Below are 18,348 nucleotides of genomic sequence, written 5' to 3' on the forward strand. Positions count from 1 at the left end.
CCCCGACAGGAGGTTGATCATGGGATTCCTCGACCGCATCAGGCAGGCCGCGCGCGACGTCATGGGCGACGAGCGCTCCTCGACCTCCGTCGATCAGGATCGCACGCGCAGCTACGCGCAGACACCGCCTCCGCAGACGACCGCCTTCGGCACGATCGACCCCGACGGGCGGCCCACATCGCGCTCGTACACGACGGCCACCACTCCGCCTCCGCCGGGCGCCGCAGGCCGGAGCGAGGACGAGATCGCCGTCGAGCGCTACCGCTACCTCCTCCGCACGGCCCCGCCCGAGACGATCGAGCAGGTGCACGCCGAGGCGTTCGGCCGGCTCACCGAGGCTCAGCGCCAGCAGGTCCTGGCGGATCTGTCGCAGACCCTGCCCCCGCAGGAGCGTCCTGCGAATGCGGATCCCGCGACCATGGCACGGGCCGCCACGCGGGCCGAGTACCTCAACCCTGGCACGATGGAGCGCACGCTGGGCGGCGGCCGTCAGGGCCCGGGACTCGGGACGATCGTCGGCGGATCCCTGCTCGGGACGGTCGCCGGCTACGTCGTCGGCTCGGCGCTCGTGAGCGCCTTCCTCGCGCCGTCCTTCGCGGGCGGGGAGGACGCCTCGGGCGGCGAGGACGCGTCGGCCGACGCCGGCGGCGCGGATGGCGCCGATGCGGCTGCCGACGGCGGCGCCGCCGACATCGGCGGCTTCGGAGATTTCGGAGGAGATTTCGGCGGCTTCGAGTTCTGACTCGCCGCCTCGGACTCGGGCTCTTTGGGAGAGGAGCCCGTGCTCGGATTCTCGGGAGAGGAATCCGTGGGAGAGAGAAGGGCGCCCCGGCCGGACCACCCCCAACCGGCCGGGGCGCTCGTTCGCGCACGCGCGCCGTGCGCCGAAGATCAGCGCACGCTGGCGGATCGTCTCCGCATGAGGCGGCTCACTCGCCCGTGAGCTCCCGCGCATACGCTGCCGCCGAGCGGCGGTAGCGCGGCAGCGACGGGACGAGCGCCTCGATCGCCGTCCGCAGCGCCTCCGCGTCGCGGCCCGCGCTGTGCAGCGCGAGGGCGAGGAACACCTCCCGCGCGGCACCTGTCGCGGGGTGAGCAGGCGCGGCCTCGAGGAGGGCGATCGCGTCGTCGGCGCGGCCGAGGTTGCGCAGCGTCGATGCGCGCTGGATCGCGAGCTGCGCGGCCCGATCGGGGTCGAGGTCCGCGATCCCCGCGGCGGCAGCCCGCTCGTAGAGCTCGAGGGCCTCCGCCTCGCGGCCGACGCTGTCGTGCGCGCCGCCCAGCTCGAACGCCGCGAGCGCGGGATGCGGCGCATCCGCCGCGACCGCCGCCATCCGCTCGACGAGGGTGGACTCGTCGCCGTCGGCCCAGACGGCCTCGACTCGCTTCTCCCAATCCGCGTTCACAGGCGTGCGATCTCCTGGCGCGGGCGCAGCGCCACATCCGTGATGTGCGCGTCGGCGGGCAGGTCGACGACGTACCGGACCGACGCCGCGACGGTCGCGGGGCGGATGTACCGCTCGGCCGCGTAGCTCTCGGCGGGGATCCCGGCGCGCAGCATGGGCGTGTCGGTCTGGCCGGGGGCGATCGTGACGACGCGCATGCGGTGCCTCTCCTCGTCGAGGCGCAGCACGTCGGCGACGGCTCGGAGGGCGTGCTTCGACGCCGTGTACACCGCGCTGCCGGGCACCGGCCGCGTGCCTGCTCCCGAGCCGATGAACACGACGGTGGCCGCGCTCGCGCGCAGCTGGGGCAGCAGAGCGCGCGTGAGGAGCGCGGGCCCCACGACGTTCGTCGACAGCATCCGCAGCCAGTCGTCCTCCGTCGCGTCCTCGACCGAGATGTGGTCGCCCACCGCGGCGGCGTGCACGAGGACGTCGACGCGGTCGAGGTCGGAAGCGAGATCGGCGAGCGCGTCGCGGTCGGTGACGTCCAGGCGGCGGGGCTCGGCGTGGGTCTCGGCCGCGAGCGCCGCGAGCGCGTCGTCGCGGCGTCCGAGTGCGATGACGCGGTGCGTGCGGACGAGGTCGCGCACGATCTCGGTGCCCATCCCGCCGGTGGCTCCCGTGACGATCGCGACGGGTCGGTTCTCGGTCATGTCGTGCTCCCGTGGTCGGATGCCGCGGCCGCGGCGATGAGGGACCGTGCGACGCGATCGGTCTCGCGCAGCATGGTGGGGTCGGTGCGCGGCATCGGGCTGATGATCGCGTCGTGCATGGTCTCGTCGATCGGGATGCCGGCCACGTGGAACGACGGGTCGACGGTGCCGTCGGCGTGCACAAGGCGCCCCGTGGCGGGCTCGATGTCGAATCCGCCGGTCGCCACGCCGCCCGACGCCCGGGACGGCGCCTCGAACGGGCGGACCCTGCCGTCCGCCGCGAGCGAGCGGACGAGCGGGTCCGCCGTCTCCGCCACGTCGTGGGCGTGCATCCACGCGTCCACGAGCACGGGTGCCGAGACGCCGGAGCCGGAGACCGCGCGCGAGGATGCGTGGAACGCGCCGTCGGCGGACGTCACGGCGGCGCCCGGGCCGATGAAGCGCACGATGCCCGCGCGCATGAGGGCGAGCAGCTGCCGGCTGCGGAACGCGGGCGGCCCCGATCCGACCATCCCGCCGACCGTCATCAGGGATCGGAACCCCGCGGCGCGGGACTCCGCGTCGAAGCCGCCGAACGCGCCGATGCGGCTCACCACGCCGCGGGCGGAGGCGATCGACCACAGCGCCGCCTTGAGCGGGCTGTCGAGGCCGCGCTCGGCCTCGGCGAGGTCGTCGAGGACGAACCGCTCGACCCAGGACGCGTACTCCGCTGGCGACGCCCACGTGGCGCCCTCGCCCGGCAGGATGGCCGCCGCCAGGTCGAGCCGATCCTCCGGATCGGCGACGAACGGGGAGACCGCGTCGGCGAGCACCGAGATCCGCTCGCGGGTCGCGGCGCCCGACGCCTCGAGCGGAGCGGAGCGGATGGCGTCGAGGGCCGCGCGGAGATCCACGGCCTCCGGCTTCACGCGCGCGAGCGTCGTGTGGTAGTCGGCGAACGCGTCGCGCAGGATGAGCGGCCACACACGTCCGTCGAAGTCGATCGGGCGGGGGACGGCCGTCCAGTCGACGGCGCGGAGGTGGTGCTGAGGAGCCCGCGGCGGGAGGGAGCCGTACAGCGTCTTCGCGCGGAACGGCACCCCGCGCCGCGACGTCACGTGGAGCCGGGGCTCGCGCCCCGACGGCTCGTAGCGGAGGCCGCCCGGAGCGTGGGCGTCGTCGGCGAAGCGCCCGCCGCGCCCGACGCTCAGCAGGGCCATGGCGTCGAAGAAGCCCATGCCGAGCCCTCGCACGATCGCCTCGGCGCGGTCGGGCACGCTGTCGAGGGACTGATCGGCGGGCGAGTCGGGGCGGACCCAGATGAGGGAGGGGTGCGCGTCGACCGCACCGAGGATCCTGCGCTCCTCGGCGGTCACCGTGCGCTCGAGCCATCCGGTCGCCGCGACGACCGCGTCGGCCGCGATCTCCCGATCGCCGAGGTCGAGGATGTCGCGCCCGTCGTGACGCCGGGCGCCCACGACGCGCGCGAGGTGCTCGTGGACGCGCACGCCAGCGGGGAGGGTCGCCTTCGCATGCGCGAGGCACCACGCGATGTACTCGCCGTAGAGGGCGCGCGACGGATGCGACTCCGGGCGCTGCGCGCGCAGCTCGGCGCCGTACTCACCCGCGAGGCCGGGACGGACCGGCACACGGGCGAAGGCGGCGACGTGCGCCTCCGGGATGCGCGAGACGACGGCATCCGCGCCGCCGTGGGCGCCGTGCCGGACGAGCTGGCACCACTCGTAGAGGGTCGGGCCGGGGCGGATCGGGCCGGCGATGCTCGCGGCGTCGTCCGTGAAGAGGGTCACGGCGTCGGCGAGCGTGTTCATGCACAGCTCGCGCGGCTGGTCGGTGCGCCAGATCCGGCCGGCTCCGATCTGCGTGTCGTCGATGAGGTGCACGTCGAGCGCGGCGCCGCGAGGGAGGTTCGCGCCGATCCGCTCGAGCAGCGAGACCCCGCGGGGTCCGCCGCCGACGATCGCGATGACGGGTCGGGCAGTGGTGGGCATCCCCTCCATTCTCGCGCGCTCCTAGACTGGCGGCATGCCACTGGTAGCACTGACGGGCGGGATCGCGTCGGGCAAATCGACCATCGCGCGCCGGCTCGCGGAGCACGGCGCGGCCATCGTGGACGCCGACGCGCTCGTCCGAGAGGTGCAGGCGCCCGGCCAGCCCGTGCTCGCGGCGATCGCCGCGGAGTTCGGCGACGACGTGCTCACGGAGGACGGCGCACTCGACCGTGCGGCGCTCGGCGCGATCGTGTTCGGCGACCGGCAGCGGCTCGCGCGCCTCAACGCGATCGTCCACCCGGCCGTCAAGGCCGAGTCGCAGCGCCGCTTCCGCGCCGCGCTCGATGCCGATCCGGATGCCGTGGTCGTCTACGACGTGCCCCTGCTCGCCGAGGCGCGCGGAGCGGGGGAGTGGGATCGGATCGTCGTCGCGCATGCTCCGGCGGACGTGCGCCGTCGTCGCCTGGTGACGGAGCGGGGCATGAGCGAGGCAGACGCCGCCGCCCGGATCGCCAGCCAGGCCGGCGACGACGAGCGGCTCGCCCTCGCCGATGTCGTCATCGACACGTCGGGCTCGCTCGACGAGACGCTCGCCCAGGCCGACGCGCTCTGGCGATCTCTCACGGGCGGCCCGTGATCGACCTCAACGCCGACCTCGGCGAGAACGCGCCTGATCGCGTCGTGAGCGACGACGACGCGATGCTCGCGGTGGTCACGAGCGCGAACGTCTCGTGCGGCGCGCACGCGGGAACGCCCGACGGGATCCGCGCGACGCTCCGCGCGGCGGCCCGGCGCGGCGTCGTCGTCGGCGCGCATCCCGGCTACGAGGACCGAGCGGGATTCGGCCGCCGCCCCGTCGAGATCGGCGCGGCCGCGCTGCAGGAGAGCATCGAGCGCCAGCTGCACGACCTGCAGGCCCTCGCCGACGGCGCGGCCATCCGCTATGTCAAGCCGCACGGCGCGCTGTACAACGACGCCGCGTCCGATCCGGTGCGCGCTGCCGCCGTCGCCGCGGCCGTCCGCGCGGTCGATCCGCGGCTCGTCGTCCTGGGCCTGCCCGCCGGCGCGCTCCTCGCGGCGGCCGCACGGGCGGGCCTCGCCACCGCAGCCGAGGCGTTCGCCGACCGCGGCTACCTGCCCTCGGGCGCGCTCGCACCGCGCGGCGAGGCGGGAGCGCTCCTGCACGACCCCGATGTCGTCGCCCAGCGGGTCCTGCGCCTCGCGCGGGACGGCGAGATCGAGGCCATCGACGGGACCGTCATCCGCGTCCGCCCCGCCTCGGTCTGCGTGCACGGCGACAGCAAGGGGGCCGTCGCCATGGCGACGGCGGTGCGCGCCCTGCTCGAGCGCGAGGGCATCGCGATCGCCCCCTTCGCCGCCCGCCCATGAGGCGCATCCTCACGGCGTCCGACCGTGCCCTCCTCGTCGAGGTGGATGACCTCGAGAGCGCGGTCCGGCTCCACGCGGCGCTCGAGGCGGCGCCGCCCGTCGGGGTCGTCGAGCTCGTCCCGGCCGAGCGCACCGTGCTCGTGCGCTGCGAGCCGCGGCGCCTGCCCGAGGTGCGGGTCGCGCTCGAGCGGATCACGCTCGCCGCGCGCGCGGCCGCCGTCGATCGCTGCGTCGAGATCCCCGTGCACTACGACGGCGACGACCTCGCCGAGGTCGCGGATCACCTCGGCCTCTCGCCCGCCGAGGTCGCGGCCCGCCACCAGACGGCCACCTGGCGCGTCGCGTTCACGGGCTTCGCGCCGGGCTTCGGCTACCTCGTGGGCGACGACCCCGTGTTCGACGTGCCGCGGAAGGCATCGCCTCGCGCGCGCGTCCCCGCGGGCGCGGTCGCGCTCGCCGGCCGGTACTCGGGCGTCTACCCGCGGGAGAGCCCGGGCGGCTGGCAGCTCATCGGGCGCACAGACGCCGCGCTCTGGGACCTCGACCGGGATCCGCCCGCGCTCCTGCTCCCGGGAACGACCGTGCGCTTCGTCGACGCCTCGCGCGCGCATCCCGCGACCGCGGCCGAAGGACGTAGGGGACGTCCGGCTCCGCTCGGAGCGCGCGCGGTCGACATGCCGGGCGATCGCGGCATCGCCCCTGCCGTCGAGGTCATCGAGCCGGGGCTGCAGCTCCTCGTTCAGGATCTCGGCCGACCGGGTCGCGCGCACCTCGGCGTCTCCGCGTCGGGCGCGGCGGACCGCGGGGCCCTTCGCGCGGCCAACGCCGCGGTCGGCAACGGGCACGGCGAGGCCGGCCTCGAGCTGCTCGGCGGCGGAGCGCGGCTGCGCCTCCGCGGCGCGGGCGTCCTCGCGCTCGCGGGCGCGGAGGTCGACGCCGCGCTCGTGCACGCCGACGGCGGGAGCGAGCCGGTGCCGCGGGGCGCGCCGACCGCCTTCCGCGAGGGCGACGAGCTCGTGACGGGCTTCGCGACGCGCGGTGTGCGCGCCCTCGTGGCGTTCCGAGGCGGTCTCGCTCTCACTCCCGTGCTCGGCAGCCTCGCGACCGACACCCTCGCCGGCATCGGGCCGCGCGAGCTCGGCGGACGCGCTCTCCGAGCGGGCGATGTCGTGCCGCTGCGCGGGCTCTCCGGCGTTCGCGACGCGGTCGCGCCATGGTCTCCCGCGCCGCGCGCTCTTCCCGCCCCTGGCGAGACCGTCGACCTGCGGGTCGTGCTCGGGCCGCGCGACGACTGGTTCGCGGCGGACGCCCTCGACGCGCTCCTCGGCGACGAGTGGGCGGCGACGTCCCGCTCGGATCGGGTCGGGATCCGCCTCGAGGGGGCGCGGCCGCTCGCGCGCGCCGTGCCCGGCGAGCTCCCGAGCGAGGGGACGGAGAAGGGGGCCGTCCAGGTGCCGCCGCACGGCCATCCGGTCGTCTTCCTGCCCGACCACCCGCTCACCGGCGGCTATCCCGTGATCGCCTCGGTGGTGGCCGCCGACCTCGACCTGGCGGGGCAGATCCCGCCCGGCGCGCGCGTGCGCTTCAGACTCTCCGGCGCCGATGTCGGACGCCCCTCCTAGGCTGGAGGCATGCAGACCACACGCAGCGTCCGGCCCTTCGAGGTGGTGAGCGAGTACCAGCCCAGCGGCGACCAGCCCAAGGCGATCGCCGAGCTCGCCGCGCGCATCAACGCGGGTGAGACCGACGTGGTCCTGCTCGGCGCGACCGGAACCGGCAAGTCCGCGACGACCGCGTGGCTCATCGAGCAGGTGCAGCGCCCCACGCTCGTCCTCGCGCACAACAAGACCCTCGCGGCGCAGCTCGCGAACGAGTTCCGCGATCTCCTGCCGAACAACGCGGTCGAGTACTTCGTGTCGTACTACGACTACTACCAGCCAGAGGCGTACGTCCCGCAGACCGACACCTTCATCGAGAAGGACTCGTCGATCAACGCGGAGGTCGAGCGGCTGCGGCACTCCACGACGAACACGCTGCTGAGCCGCCGCGACGCCGTCGTCGTGAGCACGGTGTCCTGCATCTACGGCCTCGGCTCGCCCGAGGAGTACCTCCGCGCGCTCGTCGCGCTCCAGGTGGGGGAGCGCTACGACCGCGACGCGATCATCCGCCAGTTCGTGGCGATGCAGTACAACCGCAACGACGTCGACTTCTCGCGCGGCAACTTCCGCGTCCGCGGCGACACGATCGAGATCATCCCCGTATACGAGGAGTTCGCCATCCGGATCGAGCTGTTCGGCGACGAGATCGAGGCGCTCTACAAGCTGCACCCGCTCACGGGCGATGTCATCGAGCGCATGGACGCGGTCGCGATCTTCCCGGCGACGCACTACGCGGCCGGCACCGACACCGTGCAGCGGGCGATCAAGACCATCGAGGAGGAGCTCGCCGAGCGCCTGCAGGAGTTCGAGAAGCAGGGCAAGCTGCTCGAGGCGCAGCGGCTGAAGATGCGCACGACCTTCGACCTCGAGATGCTGCAGCAGCTCGGCTTCTGCTCCGGGATCGAGAACTACTCGCGCCATCTCGACCAGCGCGCGCCGGGCGAGCCGCCGCACACCCTGCTCGACTTCTTCCCCGACGACTTCCTCCTCGTCATCGACGAGTCGCACGTCACGGTGCCGCAGATCGGCGCCATGTACGAGGGAGACGCATCCCGCAAGCGCACGCTCGTCGAGCACGGCTTCCGCCTGCCGAGCGCGATGGACAACCGGCCGCTGCGGTGGGACGAGTTCAAGGAGCGCATCGGGCAGACGGTCTACCTGTCGGCGACCCCCGGCAAGTACGAGATGGGCGTGGCCGACACGGTCGTGGAGCAGATCATCCGCCCGACGGGCCTCGTCGACCCGCGGATCGTCGTCAAGCCGTCCAAGGGGCAGATCGACGACCTCCTCGAGCAGATCCGCCAGCGCGTCGACCGCGACGAGCGCGTGCTCGTCACGACGCTCACGAAGAAGATGGCGGAGGAGCTCACCGACTTCCTCGGCGAGCACGGCGTCCGCGTCCGGTACCTCCACTCCGACGTCGACACGCTGCGACGCGTCGAGCTGCTCACCGAGCTGCGTCAGGGCGTGTACGACGTGCTCGTCGGCATCAACCTGCTGCGCGAGGGGCTCGACCTCCCCGAGGTCTCGCTGGTCGCCATCCTCGACGCCGACAAGGAGGGCTTCCTGCGCTCGGGCACCTCGCTCATCCAGACGATCGGGCGCGCCGCGCGCAACGTGTCCGGCGAGGTGCACATGTACGCCGACAGCATCACCGACTCGATGCGCAAGGCGATCGACGAGACCGAGCGGCGGCGCGAGATCCAGATCGCCTACAACCGCGAGCACGGGATCGACCCGCAGCCCCTGCGCAAGAGGATCGCGGACATCACCGACTCCCTCGCGCGCGAGGAGGCCGACACCGCGAGCCTGCTCTCGAAGCGGGACTCCGCGCGCACCAAGACCGGCAAGGGGCGCGCGCCCACGCCCGTGCGCAAGCGCGAGGGCATCGCCGCGGAGGGGGCGATGCAGCTCGAGGAGGCGATCGCCGACCTCACGCAGCAGATGCTCGTCGCCGCGGAGGAGCTCAAGTTCGAGCTCGCCGCGCGGCTGCGCGACGAGGTCCAGGACCTCAAGAAGGAGCTCCGGCAGATGGAGAAGGCCGGGCACGCGTGAGCGCGCGGTCCGCGTCGGGCGGGGCCCGGCGCGGACGCGACTGCACTCACTCCTCCGGGCAGTAGAGCACGCCGTCGCGCTCGACGTGCTCGACGCGCGTGCGACCGCAGTGCGTGCACGGCGCACCGGGTCCGTCGCCGAGCTGCGCGGGTCCGGCGATGCGGATGAGCACGTCGTTGGCCCACTCGTAGATGCCGCCCGCTTCGCGGATGCGCTCCCGGAGATGCGGGTGGTGGTGCGTTCCGCTCTCCATGATGATCATCTCCTCTCCCTCCAGTGTGCGCCTCCCGGGGCGCCGAGGACAGGGGATGCGCGGCACCGCTCGCCGCGCGCGGATCTTCGAATCCGCTGAGCGAACACGTCGAACAAACGTCCAGATGTCCGTGGGGGTCCGTAGGATTGGATCGTGCCCATCATCCCCGTCGCCTCGCCCGGAAAGATCAGTGTCCGCGGTGCCCGCGTGCACAATCTCAAGAACGTCGACCTCGACATCCCGCGCGACGCGCTCGTCGTGTTCACCGGCCTGTCGGGCTCGGGGAAGTCGAGCCTCGCGTTCGACACGATCTTCGCGGAGGGGCAGCGGCGCTACGTCGAGTCGCTGAGCGCGTACGCGCGCCAGTTCCTCGGCCAGGTCGACCGCCCCGACGTCGACCTCATCGAGGGCCTGAGCCCCGCGGTGTCGATCGACCAGAAGTCGACGAACCGGAACCCGCGCTCGACCGTCGGCACGATCACCGAGATCTACGACTACCTGCGCCTCCTGTGGGCGCGCATCGGCGTGCCGCACTGCCCGCAGTGCGGCGAGCGGATCCAGCGCCAGACCGTGCAGCAGATCGCCGACCAGCTGATGACCCTCGAGGAGGGCACGCGCTACCAGATCGTCGCGCCCGTCGTCACGCAGAAGAAGGGCGAGTTCGTCGACCTCTTCAAGGAGCTCGCGGCGAAGGGCTACTCGCGCGCGGTCGTCGACGGCGAGCTCGTGCAGCTGGCTGAGCCGCCCGTGCTCAAGAAGTCGTACAAGCACGACATCGCGGTCGTCGTCGACCGTCTCGTCGCTCGCGCCGACATCCTCGGCCGCGTGACCGACTCCGTCGAGACCGCGCTCGGCCTCGCGGGCGGCGTCCTCCAGGTCAACTTCGTCGACGAGGAGGGCGACGACGCGTGGCAGTCGTTCTCCGAGAAGCTCGCCTGCCCCAACGGGCACGCGCTCCAGCTCACCGAGATCGAGCCGCGCACGTTCTCGTTCAACGCCCCGTTCGGCGCCTGCCCCGCGTGCTCGGGTCTCGGCACCCGGATGTCCGTCGACGTCGAGCTCATGCTCGGCGATGAGGAGCTCTCGATCCGCGAGGGCGTCATCGTGCCGTGGACGACGCAGGGCAAGGGCCTCTTCCAGTACTACGAGCGTCTCCTCGAGGGCCTCGCCGACGAGATGAGCTTCTCGCTCGACACCCCGTGGCGGGCGCTCCCGCAGATCGTGAAGGACGCGGTCCTGCACGGGCAGGACTACAAGGTCAACGTGCGGTTCAAGAACCGCTGGGGCCGCGAGGTCCGGTACGCGAGCGGCTTCGAGGGCGTCGTGCCCTACATCGAGCGCCAGTACGCGCAGGCCGAGACCGACACCACGCGAGCGCGGTGGGCGGAGTACCTGCGCGAGGTCCCCTGCCCCGTGTGCGAGGGGGCGCGCCTCAAGCCCGAGGTGCTCGCGGTCAAGGTGGGCGGCCGGTCGATCGCCGAGACGGCCGACCTCAGCCTCGAGGACACGCTCGCGATGATGAACCAGGTCACGCTGACCGACCGCGAGAAGCAGATCGCCGCGCAGATCCTGCGCGAGATCCGCGTCCGCCTCGAGTTCCTCATCCAGGTCGGCCTCAACTACCTCACGCTGAGCCGTGCCGCCGGGTCGCTCTCGGGCGGGGAGGCGCAGCGCATCCGGCTCGCGACGCAGATCGGGACGGGCCTGACGGGCGTGCTCTACGTGCTCGACGAGCCGTCGATCGGCCTCCACCAGCGCGACAACCGGCGACTCATCGAGACGCTCGTCACGCTGCGCGACCTCGGCAACACGCTCGTCGTCGTCGAGCACGACGAGGAGACGATCGAGGCGTCCGACTGGGTCGTCGACATCGGCCCGCGCGCGGGCATCGGCGGGGGAGAGGTCATCCACTCCGGTCCGTTCGAGGCGCTCGTCGAGGACGAGCGGTCGCTCACGGGCGACTACCTCGCCGGCCGTCGGATGATCGAGATCCCGCGCAAGCGCCGCCGGATCGACCGCAAGCGCATGCTCTCGGTCGTCGGGGCCCGTGCGAACAACCTCAAGAACGTGACGGCCGAGTTCCCGCTGGGCGTGCTCACGGCGGTCACCGGCGTGAGCGGGTCGGGCAAGTCGACCCTCGTGAACGACATCCTCTACGAGGTGCTCGCGCAGCGCCTCAACGGCGCCCGCACCGTGCCCGGCAAGCACACGCGCGTCACGGGCCTCGAGCACCTCGACAAGGTCGTGCACGTCGACCAGGCGCCGATCGGGCGCACGCCGCGGTCGAACCCCGCGACCTACACGGGCGTCTTCGATCGCATCCGCAACCTGTTCGCGGAGACGCCGGAGGCGAAGGTGCGCGGCTACAAGGCCGGCCGCTTCAGCTTCAATGTCAAGGGCGGGCGGTGCGAGGCGTGCTCGGGCGACGGCACGCTCAAGATCGAGATGAACTTCCTCCCCGACGTCTACGTCGACTGCGAGGTGTGCCACGGCAAGCGCTACAACCGCGACACCCTCCAGGTGCACTACAAGGGCAAGAACATCGCCGAGGTCCTCGAGATGTCGATCGCCGAGGCCGAGGAGTTCTTCGAGCCGATCCAGGCCATCCACCGGTACATGAAGACGCTCGTCGACGTGGGGCTGGGCTACGTCCGGCTCGGGCAGGCGGCGACGACCCTCTCCGGCGGCGAGGCGCAGCGCGTCAAGCTCGCGACCGAGCTGCAGAAGCGCAGCAACGGGCGCTCGATCTACGTGCTCGACGAGCCGACGACGGGTCTGCACTTCGAGGACGTCCGCAAGCTCCTCGAGGTGCTGAACGGGCTCGTCGACAAGGGCAACAGCGTCATCGTGATCGAGCACAACCTCGACGTCATCAAGTCGGCCGACTGGATCGTCGATCTCGGCCCCGAGGGCGGCTCGGGCGGCGGAACGATCGTCGCGACGGGCACGCCCGAGCAGGTCGCGAAGACCGACGGCAGCCACACGGGCGCGTTCCTCGCCGAGGTGCTCGGGATGGCCGAACGGCAGCGCAAGGCCGGCTGACATGGCCGACCAGCTCCCGTACAAGCCGAAGCCGGGGGAGATCCCCGTGAACCCCGGCGTGTACCGCTTCCGCGACGCGCACGGGCGGGTGCTCTACGTCGGGAAGGCGAAGAACCTCCGGCAGCGGCTGTCGAACTACTTCGCGCCGCTGCACACGCTCCACGAGCGCACGCGGCGGATGGTCACGACCGCGTCGTCCGTGGAGTGGACCGTCGTGCCCACCGACGTCGACTCGCTGCAGCTCGAGTACCAGTGGATCAAGGAGTTCGACCCGCCGTACAACGTCCGCTACAAGGACGACAAGTCGTACCCGTTCCTCGCGATCACGCTGGGCGACGAGGCGCCCCGCGTGATGGTGACGCGCAACCGGCGCATCCCCGGCGCGAAGTACTTCGGGCCGTACCCGAAGATCTGGGCCGTGCGCGACACGATCGACCTGATGATCAAGGTGTTCCCGATCCGCACGTGCAGCGACGCCTCCTACAAGCGCGCGATGCAGACGGGGCGGCCGTGCTTCCCCGGGCAGATCGGAAAGTGCGGTGGCCCCTGCTCGCAGCGCGTGACGATCGAGGAGCACCGCGCGATCGTCGACGACTTCATCGCGTTCATGAACGGCGGCGACGAGCGCTTCACGCGCGAGCTGACCGCGCGGATGAAGGCGGCGGCGGCCGCGATGGACTACGAGCAGGCGGCGGTGTACCGCGACAAGCTCGCCTCGATCGACGCCGTCCTCAACAAGAGCGCGCTCGTGCTGCCCGAGGACACCGAGGCGGACCTCTTCGGCGTCGCGGAGGACGAGCTCTCCGCGGCCGTCCACCACTTCGTGATCCGCGGCGGCCGCGTGCGCGGCGTCCACTCGACGACGATCGACAAGGAGCTCGACATCTCGGGCCCCGACCTCGTCGACCAGATCCTGCAGCGCGTGTACGGCGATGCGGCGCCCGCCGACATCCCCCGTCGCGTGCTCGTGCCCGTCCTCCCGCCCGATGCGGCGGAGATCGAGGAGTGGCTCTCCGGCAAGCGCGGCCGCCGCGTGGAGGTGCTCGTCGCGCAGCGCGGCCAGCGCGCCGAGCTGCTGCGCAATGCGACCCTCAACGCCACGCAGGCGCTCATGCGGCACAAGACGCGGCGCACGAGCGACTACGCCGCCCGCTCGCAGGCGCTCAGCGATCTGCAGGAGGCGCTCGGGATGGACGAGGCGCCGCTGCGCATCGAGTGCTACGACATCTCGCACCTGCAGGGCACGAATGTCGTGGCGTCGATGGTCGTGTTCGAGGACGGGCTGCCGCGCAAGGACCAGTACCGGTCGTTCTCGATCGCCGAGACCACCGACGACACCGACTCGATGCACCAGGTGCTCATGCGCCGCCTCGCATACCTCGACCGCCCCGAGGAGGTCGAGCCCGACGCCGCGGAGCTCGCGACGAGCGGCGAGGACGGCGTCGTCACGGCCCCCGCGAAGCGGCGGCGATTCGCGTACCCGCCGCAGCTCCTCATCGTCGACGGCGGGCAGCCGCAGGTCGCGGCCGCCGCCCGCGCGCTCGCGGACTCGGGCCACGAGGAGATCGCGCTGTGCGGGATCGCGAAGCGCCTCGAGGAGCTCTGGCTGCCGGGGGAGGACTACCCCGTGATCCTCCCGCGCACGTCGGAGGCGCTCTACCTCGTCCAGCGTCTGCGCGACGAGGCGCACCGGTTCGCGATCACGCACCAGCGCAAGCGGCGGCGTCGCGACATCCGCACGGTGCTGAGCGAGGTGCCGGGGCTCGGCGACGCGCGCATCCGCTCCCTGCTCCGGCACTTCGGCTCGGTGGCCGCCCTTCGCGAGGGGACGATCGAGCAGATCGAGGAGCTCCCGGGGATCGGCCCGAAGCTCGCGACGACGATCTACGAGCACCTGCACCGCGAGGATGCGCGCGAGCCCGCCGTCGACGCGGCAGGAGCGGATGATCGCTAGGCTGGCGTCGATGACGGAGACAGCGGGCGAGGTCCTGATCGTGACCGGGATGAGCGGCGCGGGCCGCTCGACGGTCGCGAACGCCCTCGAGGACCTCGACTGGTACGTCGTCGACAACCTGCCGCCGCAGATGCTGCGCCCGCTGCTCGACCTCTCCGGGCGCCTCGGCGACCAGCTGCCGCGGATCGCGGCGGTCGTCGACGTGCGCGGCCGCGACCTCTTCGCCGAGCTGCCGGCGGCCACCCAGGCGCTGCGTGAGCGCAACAACCTCCGGATGCTCTTCCTCGACGCGTCGGACGACGTGCTCGTGCGCCGCTTCGAGGCCGTGCGCCGGCCCCATCCGCTGCAGGGCGACGGGACGCTGCTCGACGGCATCCGCCGAGAGCGCGAGATCCTCGCTCCCGTCCGCGGCAGCGCCGACATCATCATCGACACCTCGAGCTACAACATCCACCAGCTCGCCACGCACGTGACCGACCTCCTCCGCGAGGAGGGGGCGCCGCGGCACCGCGTCACCGTCATGAGCTTCGGGTTCAAGTACGGTCTGCCGCCCGACGCGGACCTCGTCGCCGACATGCGCTTCCTCCCCAACCCGTTCTGGAACGACGACCTCCGCGCGCTCACCGGGCAGGACCCTGCGGTCAGCGACTACGTGCTCGATCAGGAGGGTGCGCGCGCGTTCCTCGACGCGTACGCTGAGGCCCTGACACCCGTGCTCGAGGGCTATCAGCGCGAGAACAAGAGCCACTCCACGGTCGCCGTCGGGTGCACGGGCGGCAAGCACCGCTCCGTCGCGATGGCGCTGGCGCTGGCGGAGCGGCTGAAGGATGTCCCGGGTGTCGCGGTCCGCGTGCGGCACCGCGATCTCGGGCGCGAGTAGACGGCGCCGACGGCGCCATAACCCCGTCGGCTGGGAGTTCGCACCCGGTCTCTGCGGGGGTATGGCGGCTAAGCTTGACCCTTGCGCCAAAATGGCCGAATTACCGTCTTCGAGAGTGGGGAAATCCGTGTCACTGACCGCCGATGTCAAGGCAGAGCTGATCACCGTCAGGGACCCGCGTCCTTCGGTTCGGATCGCTGAGACGACGGCGCTGCTGCGGTTCTCGGGCGGCCTCCACTCCATCGCCGGCCGCGTCGCGGTCGAGGCCGAGGTCGACTCGCCCCACCTCGCTCGCCGCGTCGCGCGCGACATCGCCGAGATCTACGGCGTCCGCCCCGAGATCGCGCACATCCAGGGCTCGGGCTCGCGCGACGGCGAGCACTTCGCGGTGCGCGTCGTCGACGGAGGCGAGACGCTCGCGCGCCAGACCGGCCTGCTCGACCAGCGCCGCCGCCCCGTGCGCGGTCTCCCCAACCGGCTGACCACCGGCACGCGCGACGACCTGGCCGCCATCTGGCGCGGCGCCTTCCTCGGCGCCGGCAGCCTGTCCGAGCCGGGGCGCTCGGCGTCGCTCGAGGTCGCCTGCCCGACCGGCGAGGCCGGCATGGCCATCGTCGGAGCGGCCGGGCGCATCGGCATCTCCGCGAAGGCGCGCGAGGTGCGCGGCGTCCCGCGCGTCGTCATCCGCGAAGCCGAGGGCATCCGCGGCATGCTGCAGGCGATCGGCGCCGTCAAGGTCGCGGCCGAGTGGGACCAGATGCGGCAGCGCCGCGAGGTGCGCGCGGGCGTCAACCGGCTCGTGAACTTCGACGACGCCAACCTCCGCCGCTCGGCGCAGGCCGCCGTCGCCGCGTGCGCGCGCGTCGAGCGCGCCCTCGAGATCCTCGGTGAGGACGTTCCCGACCACCTCCGCGAGGCCGGCACGCTCCGACTCGCGCACCGCGACGCGAGCCTCGACGAGCTCGGCCACCACGCCGACCCGCCGCTCACGAAGGACGCCGTCGCCGGCCGCATCCGCCGTCTGCTCGCGATGGCCGACAAGCGCGCCGAGCAGGAGGGCATCCCGGGCACGCAGGCCGCGGTGCCCGTCGGCGCGGAGTAATCCGGCGTCAAGGCCCATCCCCGGTCCTCCCCGCGTCATTAGGATGTGAGGGAACCCTCCGTCCGCGCAGCGGGGAGGCACCGGACAGCGCCGCTCGGCGGCGCCGAGAGATGGGAAGAATCGACGCATGGCGAAGTACACGCTCCCGGAGCTCACCTACGACTACGCAGCCCTCGAGCCGCACATCAGCGGCCGCATCATGGAGCTGCACCACTCGAAGCACCACGCGACGTACGTCGCCGGCGCCAACACCGCGCTCGAGCAGCTCGCTGAGGCCCGTGCGAAGGGCGAGTTCGCGAACGTCAACAAGCTCGAGAAGGACCTCGCGTTCAACCTGGGCGGGCACACCAACCACTCGATCTTCTGGACGAACCTCACGCCCGAGGGCCAGGAGCGCCCCGAGGGCGAGATCGCCGCGGCGATCGACGAGTACTTCGGCGGGTTCGAGGGCTTCCAGGGCCAGTTCAACGCGGCCGCCCTCGGCATCCAGGGGTCCGGTTGGGCGGGCGTCTTCTGGGACTCGATCGGCCAGCAGCTGATCATCCAGCAGTTCTTCGACCAGCAGTCGCAGTTCGCGGCGGGCACGGTCCCCGTCCTGCTGCTGGACATGTGGGAGCACGCCTTCTACCTCGACTACCAGAACGTGAAGGCGGACTACGTCAAGGCGTTCTGGAACATCGTCAACTGGGACAACGTGCAGCAGCGTCTCGCCGCCGCACGCGAGAAGACCGCCGGTCTCCTGGTAGCGTCCTGAGTGACACGGCCGTCCGACGCGGGGTGCGAGCCCGCCCGGACGGCCTTCCCCTCCACAGCGCCTGTGCGGGCGCACCAACGATATTCAGGAGAAGACCCAGTGTCTGTTCGGATCGGAATCAACGGCTTCGGTCGTATCGGCCGCAACTACCTCCGCGCGGCTCTCGCGCAGGGGGCTGACCTCGAGATCGTCGCCGTCAACGACCTCACCGACAACAAGACCCTCGCGCACCTGCTCAAGTACGACTCGATCCTGGGCGTGCTCGACCAGGAGGTCACCTACGACGAGACGTCGATCACGGTCGGCGGCCGCAAGATCGCCGCCCTCGCGGAGCGCGACCCGGCGGCCCTGCCCTGGGGCGAGCTCGGCGTCGACATCGTCATCGAGTCGACCGGTCGCTTCACGAACGCCGACGACGCGCGCAAGCACATCGAGGGCGGCGCGAAGAAGGTCATCATCTCGGCTCCCGCGAAGGGCGAGGACGCGACGTTCGTCCTCGGCGTGAACGAGGACCAGTACGACCACGAGAACCACCACATCATCTCGAACGCGTCGTGCACCACGAACTGCCTCGCTCCCCTCGCGAAGGTGTTCAACGACAAGTTCGGCATCGTCCGCGGCCTCATGACCACGGTCCACGCGTACACGGCGGACCAGAACCTCCAGGACGGTCCGCACTCGGACCTCCGCCGCGCCCGCGCCGCCGCGCTCAACATCGTGCCGACCTCGACCGGCGCTGCCAAGGCCATCGGCCTCGTGCTGCCCGAGCTCAAGGGCAAGCTCGACGGCTTCGCGCTCCGCGTGCCGGTCCCCACCGGCTCGATCACCGACCTCACGGTCGAGACCGAGCGCGAGCTCACGCTCGACGAGATCAAGGCCGCCTACAAGGAGGCCGCGGAGGGCCCGCTCAAGGGCATCCTCAAGTACACCGAGGACGAGATCGTGTCGAGCGACATCACGCACGACCCGCACTCGTCGATCTTCGACGCCGGCCTGCTCCGCGTGCTCGGCACGCAGGTCAAGCTCTCGTCGTGGTACGACAACGAGTGGGGCTACTCGAACCGCCTCGTCGACCTCACCGAGCTGGTCGCCTCGAAGTTCTGACAGACGGACAGCTCCCGGGAAGCCCGTCGGCATGTGGTGTGCACCCGTGCCGGCGGGCTTCCCGCCTGTAG

At 72.1% G+C, this 18,348-nt stretch carries 15 protein-coding genes; 11 read left to right on the top strand and 4 right to left on the bottom strand.

Annotation, left to right across the window (positions count from 1 at the left end; translation table 11 throughout):
• Window positions 1-19: 19 nt before the first annotated feature.
• Window positions 20-742 (top strand): hypothetical protein, encoded by a 723-nt coding sequence (locus M1D56_RS06540; protein ID WP_456285033.1) that lies wholly within the window; start codon window positions 20-22, stop codon window positions 740-742.
• A gap of 187 nt (window positions 743-929) precedes the next feature.
• Here M1D56_RS06540 and M1D56_RS06545 read toward each other — a convergent pair whose 3' ends face one another.
• From M1D56_RS06545 to M1D56_RS06555, 3 genes are read right to left on the bottom strand one after another with little or no spacing between them, the layout of a single operon-like run.
• Window positions 930-1,406 carry a tetratricopeptide repeat protein gene (locus M1D56_RS06545; protein ID WP_456285034.1) on the bottom strand — a complete coding sequence of 159 codons (477 nt, stop codon included), beginning with the start codon at window positions 1,404-1,406 and terminating at the stop codon, window positions 930-932.
• Window positions 1,403-2,098 carry an SDR family oxidoreductase gene (locus tag M1D56_RS06550; protein ID WP_456285035.1) on the bottom strand — a complete coding sequence of 232 codons (696 nt, stop codon included), beginning with the start codon at window positions 2,096-2,098 and terminating at the stop codon, window positions 1,403-1,405. Before M1D56_RS06550 ends, M1D56_RS06545 begins: the two co-directional genes overlap by 4 nt.
• Complete coding sequence (locus M1D56_RS06555; protein WP_456285036.1) at window positions 2,095-4,086, bottom strand: FAD/NAD(P)-binding protein; 1,992 nt, start codon at window positions 4,084-4,086, stop codon at window positions 2,095-2,097. The genes M1D56_RS06550 and M1D56_RS06555 overlap by 4 nt, the downstream gene beginning before the upstream one ends.
• Window positions 4,087-4,120: 34 nt before the next feature.
• Here M1D56_RS06555 and coaE point away from each other — a divergent pair, with 34 nt between their 5' ends.
• From coaE to uvrB, 4 genes are read left to right on the top strand one after another with little or no spacing between them, the layout of a single operon-like run.
• Window positions 4,121-4,723 (top strand): dephospho-CoA kinase, encoded by a 603-nt coding sequence (coaE, locus tag M1D56_RS06560; protein ID WP_456285037.1) that lies wholly within the window; start codon window positions 4,121-4,123, stop codon window positions 4,721-4,723.
• A complete protein-coding gene (pxpA, locus tag M1D56_RS06565; protein WP_456285038.1) occupies window positions 4,720-5,475 on the top strand; it encodes a 5-oxoprolinase subunit PxpA in 756 nt (251 codons plus the stop codon). Before coaE ends, pxpA begins: the two co-directional genes overlap by 4 nt.
• The gene (locus M1D56_RS06570; protein WP_456285039.1) at window positions 5,472-7,097 is read left to right on the top strand and encodes a 5-oxoprolinase subunit B/C family protein; all 1,626 of its coding nucleotides are present in this window, start codon (window positions 5,472-5,474) and stop codon (window positions 7,095-7,097) included. Before pxpA ends, M1D56_RS06570 begins: the two co-directional genes overlap by 4 nt.
• 9 nt (window positions 7,098-7,106) lie before the next feature.
• Entirely contained in the window at window positions 7,107-9,188 is a 2,082-nt protein-coding gene (uvrB, locus tag M1D56_RS06575) for an excinuclease ABC subunit UvrB (RefSeq protein ID WP_271174030.1), read from the top strand.
• A gap of 46 nt (window positions 9,189-9,234) precedes the next feature.
• Here the strand turns inward: uvrB and M1D56_RS06580 are convergent, their stop codons facing one another.
• Window positions 9,235-9,450, bottom strand: a complete 216-nt coding sequence (locus tag M1D56_RS06580; RefSeq protein ID WP_456285040.1) for a hypothetical protein — start codon at window positions 9,448-9,450, stop codon at window positions 9,235-9,237.
• A 144-nt stretch (window positions 9,451-9,594) separates the two neighbouring features.
• On the opposite strand from M1D56_RS06580, the gene uvrA reads away from it, so the two are divergent.
• The 6 genes from uvrA (at window position 9,595) to gap (ending at window position 18,277) form a co-directional block, all read left to right on the top strand.
• Window positions 9,595-12,483: an excinuclease ABC subunit UvrA gene (gene uvrA, locus M1D56_RS06585; RefSeq protein ID WP_271174032.1), complete on the top strand. Its 2,889-nt coding sequence runs from the start codon at window positions 9,595-9,597 to the stop codon at window positions 12,481-12,483.
• A 1-nt stretch (window position 12,484) separates the two neighbouring features.
• Window positions 12,485-14,437 (top strand): excinuclease ABC subunit UvrC, encoded by a 1,953-nt coding sequence (gene uvrC / locus M1D56_RS06590; protein WP_456285041.1) that lies wholly within the window; start codon window positions 12,485-12,487, stop codon window positions 14,435-14,437.
• Between the two features lie 10 nt (window positions 14,438-14,447).
• Window positions 14,448-15,317 carry an RNase adapter RapZ gene (gene rapZ, locus M1D56_RS06595; protein WP_271174034.1) on the top strand — a complete coding sequence of 290 codons (870 nt, stop codon included), beginning with the start codon at window positions 14,448-14,450 and terminating at the stop codon, window positions 15,315-15,317.
• 127 nt (window positions 15,318-15,444) lie between these two features.
• Window positions 15,445-16,419, top strand: coding sequence for a DNA-binding protein WhiA (gene whiA, locus M1D56_RS06600; RefSeq protein ID WP_271174035.1), 975 nt, complete (start codon window positions 15,445-15,447; stop codon window positions 16,417-16,419).
• A 127-nt stretch (window positions 16,420-16,546) separates the two neighbouring features.
• Entirely contained in the window at window positions 16,547-17,173 is a 627-nt protein-coding gene (locus tag M1D56_RS06605) for a superoxide dismutase (protein WP_271174036.1), read from the top strand.
• Between the two features lie 99 nt (window positions 17,174-17,272).
• Complete coding sequence (gene gap, locus M1D56_RS06610) at window positions 17,273-18,277, top strand: type I glyceraldehyde-3-phosphate dehydrogenase (RefSeq protein ID WP_271174037.1); 1,005 nt, start codon at window positions 17,273-17,275, stop codon at window positions 18,275-18,277.
• Window positions 18,278-18,348: the final 71 nt, after the last annotated feature.

Source organism: Microbacterium sp. JZ101 (genome assembly GCF_053903175.1).